13 protein-coding genes are annotated in these 13,189 nt (G+C 57.4%); 10 read left to right on the top strand and 3 right to left on the bottom strand.

Annotated elements, in window-relative coordinates; all coding sequences use genetic code 11:
- Positions 1-74 precede the first annotated feature (74 nt).
- A complete protein-coding gene (gene cysB, locus ARC85_RS10160) occupies positions 75-1,052 on the top strand; it encodes an HTH-type transcriptional regulator CysB (protein WP_011785068.1) in 978 nt (325 codons plus the stop codon).
- 73 nt (positions 1,053-1,125) lie between these two features.
- Here the strand turns inward: cysB and ARC85_RS10155 are convergent, their stop codons facing one another.
- The gene (locus tag ARC85_RS10155; RefSeq protein WP_081496559.1) at positions 1,126-1,851 is read right to left on the bottom strand and encodes a phosphoadenylyl-sulfate reductase; all 726 of its coding nucleotides are present in this window, start codon (positions 1,849-1,851) and stop codon (positions 1,126-1,128) included.
- A gap of 206 nt (positions 1,852-2,057) precedes the next feature.
- Between ARC85_RS10155 and thrH the strand changes: the two genes are divergently transcribed.
- Entirely contained in the window at positions 2,058-2,672 is a 615-nt protein-coding gene (gene thrH, locus ARC85_RS10150) for a bifunctional phosphoserine phosphatase/homoserine phosphotransferase ThrH (RefSeq protein WP_011785066.1), read from the top strand.
- A gap of 48 nt (positions 2,673-2,720) precedes the next feature.
- On the opposite strand, the gene pabB is transcribed toward thrH, so the two are convergent.
- Positions 2,721-4,070, bottom strand: coding sequence for an aminodeoxychorismate synthase component I (pabB, locus tag ARC85_RS10145; RefSeq protein WP_286714771.1), 1,350 nt, complete (start codon positions 4,068-4,070; stop codon positions 2,721-2,723).
- 215 nt (positions 4,071-4,285) lie between these two features.
- Between pabB and ARC85_RS10140 the strand changes: the two genes are divergently transcribed.
- Both ARC85_RS10140 and ARC85_RS10135 read left to right on the top strand, forming a co-directional pair.
- Positions 4,286-4,834: a hypothetical protein gene (locus ARC85_RS10140; RefSeq protein WP_114434030.1), complete on the top strand. Its 549-nt coding sequence runs from the start codon at positions 4,286-4,288 to the stop codon at positions 4,832-4,834.
- 159 nt (positions 4,835-4,993) lie between these two features.
- Positions 4,994-5,812 carry a DUF6160 family protein gene (locus ARC85_RS10135; protein ID WP_114434031.1) on the top strand — a complete coding sequence of 273 codons (819 nt, stop codon included), beginning with the start codon at positions 4,994-4,996 and terminating at the stop codon, positions 5,810-5,812.
- 126 nt (positions 5,813-5,938) lie between these two features.
- On the opposite strand, the gene ARC85_RS10130 is transcribed toward ARC85_RS10135, so the two are convergent.
- Positions 5,939-6,550 carry a hypothetical protein gene (locus tag ARC85_RS10130; RefSeq protein ID WP_278350646.1) on the bottom strand — a complete coding sequence of 204 codons (612 nt, stop codon included), beginning with the start codon at positions 6,548-6,550 and terminating at the stop codon, positions 5,939-5,941.
- A 254-nt stretch (positions 6,551-6,804) separates the two neighbouring features.
- On the opposite strand from ARC85_RS10130, the gene ARC85_RS10125 reads away from it, so the two are divergent.
- From ARC85_RS10125 to ARC85_RS10100, 6 genes are all read left to right on the top strand, one after another.
- Positions 6,805-7,827, top strand: coding sequence for a DUF58 domain-containing protein (locus ARC85_RS10125; RefSeq protein WP_153739928.1), 1,023 nt, complete (start codon positions 6,805-6,807; stop codon positions 7,825-7,827).
- On the top strand, positions 7,824-9,914 hold the full coding sequence (locus tag ARC85_RS10120; RefSeq protein WP_113880139.1) for a transglutaminase TgpA family protein: 2,091 nt from the start codon (positions 7,824-7,826) through the stop codon (positions 9,912-9,914). Before ARC85_RS10125 ends, ARC85_RS10120 begins: the two co-directional genes overlap by 4 nt.
- On the top strand, positions 9,907-10,938 hold the full coding sequence (holB, locus tag ARC85_RS10115; RefSeq protein WP_113880138.1) for a DNA polymerase III subunit delta': 1,032 nt from the start codon (positions 9,907-9,909) through the stop codon (positions 10,936-10,938). Before ARC85_RS10120 ends, holB begins: the two co-directional genes overlap by 8 nt.
- Positions 10,939-11,003: 65 nt before the next feature.
- Positions 11,004-11,354 (top strand): PilZ domain-containing protein, encoded by a 351-nt coding sequence (locus ARC85_RS10110; RefSeq protein WP_008171779.1) that lies wholly within the window; start codon positions 11,004-11,006, stop codon positions 11,352-11,354.
- Positions 11,355-11,366: 12 nt separating this feature from the next.
- The gene (locus ARC85_RS10105; RefSeq protein WP_113880137.1) at positions 11,367-12,281 is read left to right on the top strand and encodes an alpha/beta fold hydrolase; all 915 of its coding nucleotides are present in this window, start codon (positions 11,367-11,369) and stop codon (positions 12,279-12,281) included.
- Positions 12,278-13,186: a DUF4892 domain-containing protein gene (locus ARC85_RS10100; protein WP_113880136.1), complete on the top strand. Its 909-nt coding sequence runs from the start codon at positions 12,278-12,280 to the stop codon at positions 13,184-13,186. Before ARC85_RS10105 ends, ARC85_RS10100 begins: the two co-directional genes overlap by 4 nt.
- Positions 13,187-13,189 lie beyond the last annotated feature (3 nt).

The following is a 13,189-nucleotide window of genomic DNA, read 5'->3' as shown; positions in this document are numbered from 1 at the left end:
TGAATCCACCAGGGTTCTCGAGTTGAGCCTGAGGCACTGACTCAGGGCCGGAAATCCAGGGAGCGACAGAATTAATGAAATTACAACAGCTGCGTTATATCTGGGAAGTTGCGCACCACGACCTGAATGTGTCCGCCACCGCCCAGAGCCTGTTCACTTCACAACCGGGCATCTCCAAACAGATTCGTTTGCTCGAAGACGAGCTGGGGCTTGAGGTGTTTGCTCGAAGCGGCAAGCACCTGACCCGCATTACTCCCGGCGGCGAGATCATCATCCGGGAGGCAGGGGAGATCCTGCGTCGGGTCGAAGGCATCAAGAAAATCGCCCAGGAGTTCAGTAACCAGCGTAAAGGCGACCTGAGCATCGCGACCACCCACACCCAGGCGCGTTATGCGCTGCCGCCGGTGATCCGGGGCTTTATCGAGGAATACCCGGATGTGTCCCTGCATATGCATCAGGGCACGCCGATGCAGATCTCAGAGATGGCCGCCAACGGTGCGGTGGATTTTGCCATTGCCACTGAAGGCATGGACCTGTTCAACGACCTGATCATGATGCCCTGCTATAAGTGGAATCGCTGCGTGATCGTTCCCAAGGATCATCCTCTGGCCAAGGGCCAGGAACTCACTCTGGAAGAACTGGCGGAGTACTCGCTGGTTACCTACGTATTCGGGTTCACCGGTCGGTCCAAGCTGGATGAGGCATTCCAGTCACGGGGGCTGACCCCGAAAGTGGTGTTCACTGCAGCTGATGCCGATGTCATTAAGACTTACGTGCGATTGGGGCTGGGGGTCGGCATTATTGCCAGTATGGCGTTCGATCCCAAGGTGGATACCGATCTCGTGGCGCTGGACGCCAGCAAGCTTTTCAGGCCCTCGGTCACCCGTATTGGCTTCCGCAAAGGCACCTTCCTGCGGGGCTATATGTATGACTTCATGGAGCGGTTCGCGCCCCATCTCACCAAGCAAAAGGTGGATGAAGCCGTGGCTCACCAGGGCAGCCGTTCCGAGATTCAGGAACTGTTCAAGGATATCGAGCTGCCTACCTACTGAGGTTGGGGCCAATGAAAAGCCCGCGGGCCGTTAAGGCGACGCGGGCTTTTTTGTGGGCACAGCTTCGGGCGGTTCAGCCAGACTTGCCGATCAGGTTGCCGGCATGCAGACCACATTCCTTGTGTGTGGCTTCTTCCCACCACCAGCGTCCTTCGCGCTCGTGCTGGCCAGGGAGCACCGGACGGGTGCAAGGCTGGCAACCAATACTGACGAAGCCCTGCTCGTGTAGACGGTTATAGGGCGCCTCAGACATGCGGATGTAATCCCAGACTTCTTTGGAACTCCAGTTTGCCAGCGGGTTAAATTTTATCAGTGGCTTTGCATCAGTTGAGAAGGCGGTGTCCAGCTGGACCACCGGCACTTCATTCCGGGTACCGGGGCTCTGGTCCCGACGCTGGCCTGTAACCCAGGCATCCAGCGTGGCAAGCTTGCGGCGCAGCGGGTTAACCTTGCGGATACCACAGCATTCCGAATGACCCTCTTCGTAAAAACTGAACAGGCCTTTACGATTGACCATGTCCTGAACTTCTTTGGCATCCGGGAACAGGACTTCAATATCGATGCCGTAGTGTTTTCGCACCCGATCGACAAACTCGTAGGTTTCCGGGTGCAGTCGGCCGGTATCCAGGGTAAACACCCTGAGATTGTCGGTCAGTTTGTGAGCCATTTCGATCAGCACGACGTCCTCGGCGCCACTGAACGAAATGGCAATGTTGCCATAGTGGGCGAGGGCGGCTTTCAGGATCGCCCTAGGGCTTTGACCATCCAGTTCGGCCCTGAGAGAGTCGATATCAGTCATAATCATCCAGTCTGTACCAATAACTTGTGTGGCTAGCTTAGCAGTAAACCTTTAATGCCCTGAAGGAATGAGGATCTATATCTTTATGCCATCAAAGATGGGCAACACCGGATACACGATGCATTTGGCCGCGCTTTTTCATATCATACGCCCACCAACCGGGGCGCAGGTGCCTCATCTTTTTATTTATCGTTCAGGAGACCGTTGTGGAACTCGCATGTCTTGACCTTGAGGGCGTACTCATCCCGGAAATCTGGATCGCCTTTGCAGAAAAAACCGGCATTGAAGAACTCAAGGCAACCACCCGGGATATCCCTGATTACGATGTCTTGATGAAGCAGCGCCTGCGTATTCTGGACCAGCACGGCTATGGGCTGCCGGAAATCCAGGAAGTCATCGGTACTCTGGACCCGCTGCCGGGCGCCCGGGAATTCCTCGACTGGCTGCGTGAGCGTTTCCAGGTGGTGATTCTGTCGGATACCTTTTATGAGTTCGCCATGCCGCTGATGAAGAAGCTCGGCTATCCGGCGTTGTTGTGCCACAAACTGGAAGTGGCGGAGAGTGGTCAGATCACCAATTACCTGCTGCGTCAGCGGGATCCGAAACGCCAGTCTGTGCGTGCATTCCAGTTGTTGAACTACCGGGTAATTGCCGCTGGTGACTCCTACAACGATACCACCATGCTCGGCCAGGCAGAGGCGGGCATTCTGTTCCACGCGCCCCAGAACGTTATTGATGAGTTCCCGCAGTTCCCGGCGGTGCACAATTTTGACGATCTGAAACAGGAATTTTTGAAGGCGAGCGCGATTCACAGCGCCTGATCCTTCGAATCGCTGATCTGTGCCGCGGCTGTGCGGCTGTGGTGCAGATCAGAGCTTCAGCTTTTCCAGAAAGTCCATCAGTGGTTTGACCTTGGTGAGTGTTTCCTGATACTCGGCCTCCGGGTCAGAATCCGCCACAATGCCTCCGCCCCCCCAACAACGAATCGTACCGCTGGACTCGCACAGCAGGGTTCGTATTGCGATGTTGCTGTCCAGCCGGCCATCAAGTCCGTAATAGAAGACAGAACCACAATAGGGCCCTCGCCAGTGAGGTTCCAGTTCGCGAATAATTTCCATCGCCCGAATTTTCGGAGCGCCGGTGATGGAGCCGCCAGGAAAGGCATCTAACAACGCCTGAAGTGGGCTGATTCCCGGTTTTAAACTGGCCTTGATATGGCTGACCAGGTGGTGGACATTGGCGTAGGATTCAAGGGCAAACAGCTGCTCAACCTGCACGCTTCCGGCCTCAGCATGGAGGCTGAGATCATTCCGCAACAGGTCCACAATCATCAGGTTCTCGGCGCGGTCTTTCTCGGATGCCTGAAGTTCATTTGCCAATTTGATATCGGATTCCGGCGAGGAGCCCCGGGGGCGTGTACCTTTGATGGGGCTGGTCTCGACTACACCCTGATCTATTTTCAGAAACCGCTCTGGCGATATGGAAAGAATCGAGTCGTCTCCGACTCTCAGGAAGGCGCTGTAGGGCGTCGGATTGGCTTCCGTGAGCTTCTCGAAGGCGAGCCATGGATAGCCGCAGAATTTGCCAGAGAATGCCTGGGATAGGTTGGCCTGATAACAATCGCCAGCTTCTATGTAGCGCTTGACGGCTTCGACACCCGATTTGAATTCTTCTGGCGTTTGTACTGGAGCAAACGGGGCTTTCATGTGCCAGCGCATCTGGCGGTTTGCCGGGGCCGACAGCCATTGTTCAATCTGATCCTGAATCGAAGCAGGGCATGCCGGGTGAATCCAGAGCCAGTAGCGACCGCTATTCCGCTCAAAACTTGCGGTCCAGAGATAGAGCCCGGCGTGCATTAACGGAACGGTGGAGGCCTCGTGCAATTGCGCCAGCCGCCGTTCCCGGGCGTAGCCCAGTTCGTACCCCAGATAGCCAATCCAGCCGCCAGTGAGATGATACGGGTCGGTACCGCGCTCTACCTGAAATGGTGCGGCAAGCTCTTCCATTTCCCGGGCGAGACTGGCGGTATCAACGGCGGCCGAACTGGCACCAGGCAGTTCCTGCGAGCATACGGCCATGGCCGAGAAACCACATAAGGTGCCGCGACCGGAGCCATAGCCTGCGCTACCCAGAAAGGCGAAATCAGACGCCCGGCAGGCATGCATCATAAGCTGGTGGTAGGTCGCCCGGGTAAGTTCCCGTGTTGTTGCCCGGCCCAAGGGTCCTCCGGAATCTTGCTGAAATGATAAACAGGCCACAAAAACAGCGTTGTAGCGTTTGCGGCGGCACTGATCTAATGAAATAGCGTCCTGTTCGGACGGGGAGAAAAAGCCGGTGGCTATTCTAACCGAGATAGCAGGGCACCCCCAGCATAAAACAATGTAAAAGCCGTGCGCTCCTGTTGCGCGAGCTTTTTGAGGAAAGTGGAGTAGGTATGACACAGTTAAAATCCCGTTTGATGACCTTCCTGATGTTTCTGGTTCCCCTGCTCATGGCACCCGGATACGCCAATGCCCAGCAGCCGTCTGAAACTGAAATCAAGGAGATGATTCAGGAGCAGTTTGAGCGGATGTACCAGAAGGGGGTCGATGACCTTGAAAACCGGATCGTGGTGACTGGCGGGGTAAAGCCGTTCGCCGTGGTAACCGACACGGGAGACAAGACCAAAACCATTCGCATCAAGCAGATTGAGGAAATGCCGGCGGATGTTGCCCTTGAGGTACTCCGGCGTTCGCTCGTTGCACTGGTAAAGAAAGGCAAGATCGGCGCGACGGCAGTGTTCTACACAACGGCCAATCCCAATAAAGAGTCGGAGGCGGACCGGGTACTGGTGGTCGAGATGGAGCATATTTTCGGGCCCACGCTGGCCCAACTGGTGCCTTTCACCATTGATGAAGGTAAAGCGTTTTTTGGCGAGCAGGTGGTTGTGGAAATGGAGAACAGAATTTTCAACATCAAGGTCGACGGGGAGCCTGCTGAGTAATACTTTCGTGTCCGACAATCCAAGTATCGATTACGTGAAGGTGGTCACGGAACATTCAGTTACCTCTGCAGTACTCTGTAGCCGTGCAGATACAAAAGTACACCAAACAGTCTGCATGAGATGGAAATAACAACAAACTGTTCCAATTAGGAGAACGTTATGAAAGGCCTGAAAAAAATCGCACTGGCAACGGCCGTTGCTGCAGCTCCTTTTGCCGCTCAAGCTGATCTGAAAGCGCTTGACGACACCACCATGGGTAACGTGACCGGTCAGGCCGGTGTGACCATCGAACTGGAAACCGAAGTTTCCATCGGTGAGTTCCGCTACACTGACGAAGGTTACCTGGCAGTTAACGACATCTCCATCGGTGGCGGCTCCGTTGAGCGTGATGCCAACGGCGCGGTAACTGGCGTATCCGGCATGCTGGATGACCTGGTTATCGACATCGACGTGGAAGCCGACGGTGACGCGGTCATTGATGTTCACAGCATCTCTGGCAACCCGATTGACTTTGCCATGGCTGTTGGTTCTGCCTCTCTGAACGCCACTGACGGCAGCGGTGACTCCACTTTGCTGGCCAGCAACATCGGTATCGAGGGTAACCTCGGCCTGCTGAACATCCGTGTGGATACCGCCACTGACAACCTGATCATGAACGTTGGCTTCAACGTGACTGATATGGATATGGACGTGGACTTCCTGGGTGTTAACGTGCGTGATCTGACCGTTTACGGTTCACAGTTCTTTGAGCAGGGTCCAGCTGGCGGCTTGCCGGCTCTGTTTGCTCAAGCGCAGATCACTGTAGGCAAGGGCACCTCTGCTGCCACCGGTGGCGACGCCCTGGAAATCAGCATCCCGACGTTTGCAGCTGACATCGGTGTTGGCGCGGTTGAGATCGGCGGTGAGTCCATCGGTTCCTTCCGTGTAGACAACCTGCTGGTACAAAACACCACTATGAAGGTATACGGTCACCAGTAAGTTGACCTGACACCTTAACGTGGTGATAGCGCCCCGCACTGCGGGGCGTTTTTTGTCTGACCGAATCAGCGGACAAAAAAACGGCGACCTTTCTGGTCGCCGCTTTTGGTTTCAGGGGTAGGGTAATTATTGATCGGGTACCCGAATGGAAAGGTCAAACCCTCCGCCCGGGCGTGGAGTCAATGTAATGGGGCCTTCGTTGATCGCTTCGGGGATCTGGATCTGATCAATGCCCGGGGGATTACCGATACTGAAATTCAGATTCTGGCCATCGAAGCCAATGCCCAATTGATCATTCAGGAACGTCTGGGTGAAGGGCTCGTCCGGAATTTCCGGTTGCTGACCAAAGATAATGGGCAGTGTCCTCGGGGTGAAGTCCGCAGGTGGCTGTGCTCTGGCCAGTTCGTCGACCGGAAGCAGCAGGGCTCTGCGCAGGAACTCCTCTTCGGCATCGGAGAGCGCATCTTTCTTGCCCTCATCCAGATAACGCTGAAGAGCTTCCCGATACGCTTCCTCTTCAGCTTCGCTCAGAACGGGCTCGCCCGGCGAGATGGTGAGGGCGCGGATGATCTTTTCCCGATCCGCCTCTGACTTCTGTTGTTGGCGCGGGACAACAATAACGGCGGAATCCTCCACGTAGGTTTCTACCATCTCGTCGGAGGTCATGGTTTGCACGCCGGCCCAGGCCGGTGTGAGAGTGGTGGCCGTGATTGCGGCTGCAAGCAGTTTGCGACGCATTTGGGATTGCCTCATGCTGAATCGGTTCAAAAGAGGCGCTGCTGAGTGTACTGCTTCAGTCAATACGCTTCATACTATTACTTTTGAGTATTCGGTTTGTCCGACAGTTTTTCAACCGTAAAGTGCCTGGTGTGTGATCAGAATCCGGTGCTCGAGGGTAAATAGTTAAGGAACCATTATTTTTGTGGTTTTATGTCCGGATTACTTGCAACCACATTCCTTGAACTTTTGGGCCTGAACCCAGTCGCAGGAGCATGATGCGAAATTCTTTAAACGCCCGTTGGCGACGATGGATCAATCGCCGAATTCCGAGAGCAGACAGCCAGACCCTCAGTCAGAAGAACATCTTCATTCTGCCCACCGCGGCCGGCGTGGTGTACGGCTTGTTGCTGTTGGTCATGCTGATTACCGGGATCAATTACCAGAACAGCCTTATCTATCTGCTTACGTTTATTCTCGGAGCCTTGTTTGTGGGAGCCATGCACCAGACCCACAGAAATCTGTCCGGTCTTTCTGTTGCCCTGGTCCGTCTCGGTGAAGGTCGGGCGGGTGACGACATTCCGTTTGTACTGCGGGTGACTGCAGGTAAGGATCCAGGCCTTGGCCTGAGCCTGTCGGTTGAGGATTCATCGGTTGAGAGCGTGCATGTTTCGGCGGGTGAATCCCGGGACGTGTTGCTGCCAGTGCCGTCTGCCCATCGCGGCTATCTTCGTCCGGATCGGATCCGTATCGAAACCCGTTTTCCGTTCGGGCTTTTAAAGGCCTGGTCCTGGTTGCGTCCTTCGTCTGCCGGAGTGGCCTTTCCCAGGCCTTTGGCGGCACCCGATGCTGCCGGAACCGTGCAGGATGGTAGCGAGGCCGCGTCGTCTGCGCCTGTGGCCGGCCAGGACAATGCCGACCTTCGGCCCTGGCGTGAAGGCGATATGAGTCAGCGGGTCATGTGGAAACGCTTTGCCCGCTCAGGCCAGATGATTGTGGCCGACTGGCAGGGCGAGCAGGGCAGTCCGCACTGGCTGGATTTTCATGCCTTTCCGGGTGTTGATACCGAGTTGCGGCTGAGTTATCTGGCCTGGATGGTGGCAGACCGGGTTCAGAAAAACGCAAGGTTCGGTCTCAGTTTGCCCGGCGATACCATTGAGCCGGACACTGGCTCCCTGCATGGAGAGCGTTGCCTGCGCGCGCTAGCGGTGTGGGGCGAGCAACCGCCAAGGGATCCCGGTGGTCAGCCTTTTGGTACCCGTCAGGCCGAAAATGCGAAAGCGGGAGTGTCTGGATGAGATCGACCATAGCCAGAGTTTTCTCCGCAAAACCGGCAGAACAGGCATCCATCGAAGCCATCCCCGGTAACGCGCTTTTGTGGTTGATTGCCAGTTTTGCACTGCTGCTGGTTCCCCAATGGGATCGGCTGCCCTGGTGGCTCATCGCGGCCTGTGCTGTGCTGGCGGGCTGGCGCTGGTTGGCACAAAAGGGCCGCGTGAAACTGCCAGGGCGACTGCTCCGCACAGGAATCATGGTGACTTTGATTAGTGTTTATGCGGCCACAGTGCAGGGGCGGTTCACCGTGGATACCGCCGCTTCGTTCTTTGTGTTGGCCGTTGGGTTGAAATGGCTCGAAACCCGGTCCGCCAGGGATTTCTATGTGTTGTTTTTTATTCAGGTTTACCTTGCGGCCGTGAACTTCCTGTTCAAACAGGACATTGCCTGGGCATTGCTGACGTTCGCCGCCATTGGGTGCCTGATGGTGGGCCTCCAGATTCTCAATGCACCGGATCTACCCGGTAGTCTCAGGGCTGGCTGGAAGCGCCTGGGTTTGCTGCTACTGAAAACGCTGCCAGTGGTTGTCCTTCTGTTTGTCTTTTTCCCACGCATGGCGCCGCTCTGGAGTGTTCCGTTGGTGTCCGGCCAGGCCCGCAGTGGGATTTCCGATACCATGCGACCAGGCGACATTTCCAATCTGGCCCAGAGTAGTGAAAGGGCGTTCCGGGTAACCTTCGGGGGCGAGTCGCCACCGTATCGGGAGCGTTACTGGCGGGGTCTGATTCTCGACTATCTGGATGATGAAACCTGGCGCCAGAGCGACCCCGACGGTTTCCGGCGGCCAGCCAGGGTAGACAACGACGGTGGTGTCGGGCCGTTGCAAAGTAATGAATACGATATCCTGATGGAGCCGACAGATGAGCGCTGGGCGTTCTCTCTGGAAAATTCGGTAGCGGTCTCGGGCAACGTGGTAAGCACGCCGGAGGATTTGTTCCGGTTTCAGCGCCCGGCCGACAGCCCGGTGCGTTATCGTCTGGCCCAGGTTTCCTCTGAGCCAGAGCCGGCTGAGGCCCTTTCCCCGGCAGAAGCGCGGCGCTATCTCCAGCTTCCTTCGTCCGGCAACCCCCGGGCCAGGGAGCTGGCGCGCGAAATGTCTGCAGGCCTGTCCCATTCCGAGGTCGTCAACACGTTGCTCCGGCGTTTTCGGGAGCAAGCCTACTTTTATACGTTGCGCCCCCCCACCATGCCGGACGACGGTATTGACGCGCTGCTGTTCGATGAAAAACGGGGCTTTTGTGCTCACTATGCCGGTGCGGCGACCTTTGTTTTCAGGGCAGCCGGGATTCCGGCCCGAATTGTGGTCGGCTATCAGGGCGGCGACGCCGGGGCTGGTGGGGATTACCTCATTGTCCGTCAGTACGATGCCCACGCCTGGGTGGAGGTCTGGCTGGAAGGTCAGGGCTGGGTGAGGGTGGATCCGACAGCTGCCATTGCGCCAAGCCGGATCGAATCCGGCTTGCGGGATGCGGTCGCCGATGAGGGCTCTTTCCTCGAAAATGATCTGACCTCGCCCCAGCGCTACGGCAATATCGCGGTTCTGCAATGGGCGTCGCTCCAGCTCGATCGCATCAATTATAACTGGCAGCGTTGGGTGGTGGGTTACCAGGGCCAGAGCCAGATGGATCTGATGTCCCGGTTGCCAGGTGGTTTCGGGCTCAAGGAGCTGGGTTACCTGACGGCTGGTGTGGTTGGTGCTGCACTGCTCATTGCAGGTGTTGTCTCGGCTCTGTCGGTTCGCCGGGGCGCCCGCAAGGATGCTTTCGGCCGGGTAGTTGTGGCCTGGCATCGGCTGTGTGAGCAGGTGGGAGTGCCAGTCCGTACCGGTGAAACCCCGGCGACACTGGCAGAACGCTTGTCGGAGGCGCGCCCGGAAGTTGAATCGTCCGCCCGTCTTTTTGCCCGGGCGGTAAACAGCCATTACTATACGGTCTCAACTCAGGAAGCTTCCGCGCACGAAGCGCGCAGGCTTACCCGGCTATTGAAAACGATGAAACGGCAGTTGCGCCGTAAACCTGAACCCGCTTCACGGACGCTCCGACATGACTGATATTGCGAAGGACATGCCCTGGCTCGGCCGCGCCTGGAGCACGGTTCAGCAACGCCTTGCCCAGGATCGGTTGCCCCACGCGCTGCTCGTCGTAGGTGAGCGTGGTGTCGGGAAAAGGGCTTGGGCAGAAGCCGTTGCGGGGTTGCTATTGTGCGACCAGCCGGTCGGACTCGACATCGGAGCACCGGTACCCTGTGGTCAGTGCCGCCAGTGTCAGTTGATTGCGGCGAACAGTCATCCTGATGTCCGTGTGTATGCGCCGGAGAAGTCCCGGATGGTAAAGGTGGATCAGATTCGCGCGCTTTCGACGTTTGCCGTGGCGTCGCCCCAGGTTGCGCACCGTAAGGTGGCCATTGTCGACCGGGCGGATCAGCTCAACATAAACGCCGCCAATGCCCTGCTGAAAACCCTGGAAGAGCCCTTGCCGGATGTGACCCTGTTGCTGCTTCAGGAAAGCGGGCGGCCGGTACTCCCCACCATACGATCCCGCTGCCAGGCCCTGACCATACCGTTACCGGATACCGAGGATGCCGGGCGATGGCTGGCTGCCCGGGTAAGAGAATTAGAGGAATCAGCCCGTCCGTTGCCGGAAACCCTGGCCAAAAGCCTGATGCTGGCGGGGAACGCCCCCAGGCTGGCGCTGGAGTATGCCACCGGTGAGTTTCTTCCACAGAGGGATGAAGCTTTTGAAGCATTTCGGCAGTTCATGAAAGGCCAGATGACGGTGGGGGATGCCACCCGCCGCTTCAAAACGCTGGGGCTGGACGATACATTATGGTTGTTTGAAAGCTGGGCTGCCGACCTGGCTCGGTGCAGTGCCGGGGGCGAGGTTCAGGACCCGGAGGCGGCAGACATGTTGGGCTATCTGGCCAGGTCCAACCCGCCGTGGCGCGCTCATCAGTTGCTGGACCGGGTTCGGGAAAGCCGGAGCGCGGGCGTATATAATGCCAGCCCGGAGCTTGAAGCCACCCAGCTTCTACTGGCCTGGCGGGAGTTGATGCCCCGGAAGCGGCAGACAACGTGAGCGTTGTTCAGGTTCAACTGCTATCATTGCGAAATATCAGTAAATTTGCGTAAAAGGTATTTGATATGGGGCCCGGATTCGGAGCACGCAGCGGTATTCTAACCCTGACGATCAAGGACAAGGCGGTTCTCTATGCGGCGTACATGCCCTATATCCGTCAGGGAGGCCTGTTTATTCCTACTCAGAAGCAATATCAGTTGGGCGATGAGGTATTTCTGCTGCTTAACCTGATGGATGAGCCGGAGAAAATTCCAGTTGCTGGCAAGGTCATCTGGATTACCCCCAAGGGCGCTCAGGGAAACCGTGCCGCAGGCATCGGCGTCCAGTTCAATGGCGATGACGAAACTGCCCGCACCAAGATTGAATCCTACCTGGCCGGCTCGCTGAGTTCCGATCGTCCCACTCACACCATGTAAGGCCGCTACCGAATGACGGAGACCTCGTTACCCGGTAGCGTTCCAGAACCACAGGCCGGTTGCCATGAAATGCACTGGCCCCTGGATAACATAACTCTTTCGGGTCTGACCTGGCCGAACTCCAGCGAGGAAAGCTCTCGACCACCGGCTATCCTTCTGCACGGCTGGCTCGACAACGCCATGTCCTTTGCCCGACTGGCGCCGTTGTTGGCCGAGAACACCACGGTACATGCGGTGGATATGGCCGGGCACGGACACTCGGGCCACCGGCCGCCGGGTTACAGCTACTGGTTAATGGACTACGTTGGGGACCTTTCCGAACTGGTGGAGCGGCACTTTCCGGAAAGCGAGCGTTATCCTCTGGACCTGGTGGGCCATTCTCTGGGCGGGATCGTCTGCGCACTCTACGCCGCCGCATTCCCCGAACGGGTGCGTAGATTGGTGATGATTGACAGTCTGGGCGCTCTCAGTCGGCCAGCCCGTGAGACGATCCCCCAGTTGCGGCGGGCATTACAGAAACGCAGGGCCGGTTCTGCTGCCCCGGCGGTCTATCCGGACGTTCAGAGCGCGGCCCGAATCCGGGAGGGCGGGCTGAGCCCTCTCAGTCCCGAGGCGGCAAGAACGCTGGTGCCCAGGAACATGCGCACGGAAGCTGGCGGGTTCATATGGCGCACGGATGCCAGATTACGGCATCCGACACCGCTGATGATGACCGAAGAACAGGTGAGGGCGTCTTTGTCTGCCATCCAGACCCCCACTTTATTCGTAAGGGCAGAAGAAGGGTTGCTGGTTTCCCGCAGCGGGCTCGACAGCCGTGCCGACCTGGTTCCCAACCTTGAAACAGTCGATGTGCCCGGTGGGCATCATTGTCATCTTGACGGTGAGGTCACTCCCGTTGCCGAAACGATTAACAGGTTTCTTGCATGATTGATCGTGGTATTTCTTCGACGGTCGGTGCGCTGGCCGGCCTCATGTTGTTTTGTCTCACCAATCCTGCAATGGCGGCCTGGCCGGAAGAAGCGCCAGCTCCGTTCCCGCAGTCAACGCTTGAATCCACCGTCGAGATTCAGTCTGCTGGCCATCTGGTGCTCTTCAGCCCGGTTCGGGAAATTCGCGATGAAATCCGTTCCGAGACCATGGCTCGTCTGCCGGTGCAGGGGCAGGGCCAGCTGTTTGAAATCTCCAGGGATGCGAATCGTCAGGCTGCGAGGGCCCATTACTTCCAGCAGCTGTCTGCCGGTGGTGCAAAGATTCTGTTTGAGTGTGCAGGCATCGCCTGTGGCCGCAGTAATGTCTGGGCCAACCAGATTTTCCAGCAATCCCGACTGCTGGGGCGGGACGCCACCCAGGATTACCTGGTTGCGGCGACAACGGCTGAGGACGGACAGCAATGGCTGACCCTTGTCTACACTGTGACAAGAGGTAACCTGAGGGAGTATGTCTGGGTTGAGCATCTGAATGTTGGTTTCGGTGCGGCCATTCCCGGATATACCATTGGAGCTGGCCCGATTCAGGGGCCGTTGGTGATCCCCTGGTCCGGTGGATTGACGTTTCGTTTTGAGTGGTCAGCGGATGATCGGCGAACCCTGAATGACTGGGCTCGCGATGATGCCGAAGTGGTGCTGGCCTCGTTCACCGATCTCGAACAGAGTGAGTCGCTCGAGGCAGCTTTGGAACGTTCCCGCGCTGCGGCGGAAAGCCTGGCTGCCTTGCTGGGTAAATCGGGGATATCGGGAAGTCAGATACGCATTGTTCCGGTTGGGCCGGCCGTCCAGATGAATGACCCGGCCCGGCAGGGTAACCGGGTCGAAGTGCTGGTTATCAAGAGGTAAGGA

Origin of the sequence: Marinobacter sp. tcs-11 (assembly GCF_002049515.1) — a bacterium.
Taxonomy (GTDB): domain Bacteria; phylum Pseudomonadota; class Gammaproteobacteria; order Pseudomonadales; family Oleiphilaceae; genus Marinobacter; species Marinobacter nauticus.
Note: the sequence above shows the minus strand (reverse complement) of the source record. Positions and strands in the feature narration are given on the sequence as shown.

Excerpts from the sequence above, each read along its gene's own strand:
- cysB (WP_011785068.1), top strand. The coding sequence starts at position 75 with ATGAAATTACAACAGCTGCGTTATATCTGGGAAGTTGCGCACCACGAC.
- ARC85_RS10155 (WP_081496559.1), bottom strand. The coding sequence starts at position 1,851 with ATGACTGATATCGACTCTCTCAGGGCCGAACTGGATGGTCAAAGCCCT.
- ARC85_RS10140 (WP_114434030.1), top strand. The coding sequence starts at position 4,286 with ATGACACAGTTAAAATCCCGTTTGATGACCTTCCTGATGTTTCTGGTT.
- ARC85_RS10135 (WP_114434031.1), top strand. The coding sequence starts at position 4,994 with ATGAAAGGCCTGAAAAAAATCGCACTGGCAACGGCCGTTGCTGCAGCT.
- ARC85_RS10130 (WP_278350646.1), bottom strand. The coding sequence starts at position 6,550 with ATGCGTCGCAAACTGCTTGCAGCCGCAATCACGGCCACCACTCTCACA.
- ARC85_RS10125 (WP_153739928.1), top strand. The coding sequence starts at position 6,805 with ATGATGCGAAATTCTTTAAACGCCCGTTGGCGACGATGGATCAATCGC.
- ARC85_RS10120 (WP_113880139.1), top strand. The coding sequence starts at position 7,824 with ATGAGATCGACCATAGCCAGAGTTTTCTCCGCAAAACCGGCAGAACAG.
- holB (WP_113880138.1), top strand. The coding sequence starts at position 9,907 with ATGACTGATATTGCGAAGGACATGCCCTGGCTCGGCCGCGCCTGGAGC.
- ARC85_RS10110 (WP_008171779.1), top strand. The coding sequence starts at position 11,004 with ATGGGGCCCGGATTCGGAGCACGCAGCGGTATTCTAACCCTGACGATC.
- ARC85_RS10105 (WP_113880137.1), top strand. The coding sequence starts at position 11,367 with ATGACGGAGACCTCGTTACCCGGTAGCGTTCCAGAACCACAGGCCGGT.
- ARC85_RS10100 (WP_113880136.1), top strand. The coding sequence starts at position 12,278 with ATGATTGATCGTGGTATTTCTTCGACGGTCGGTGCGCTGGCCGGCCTC.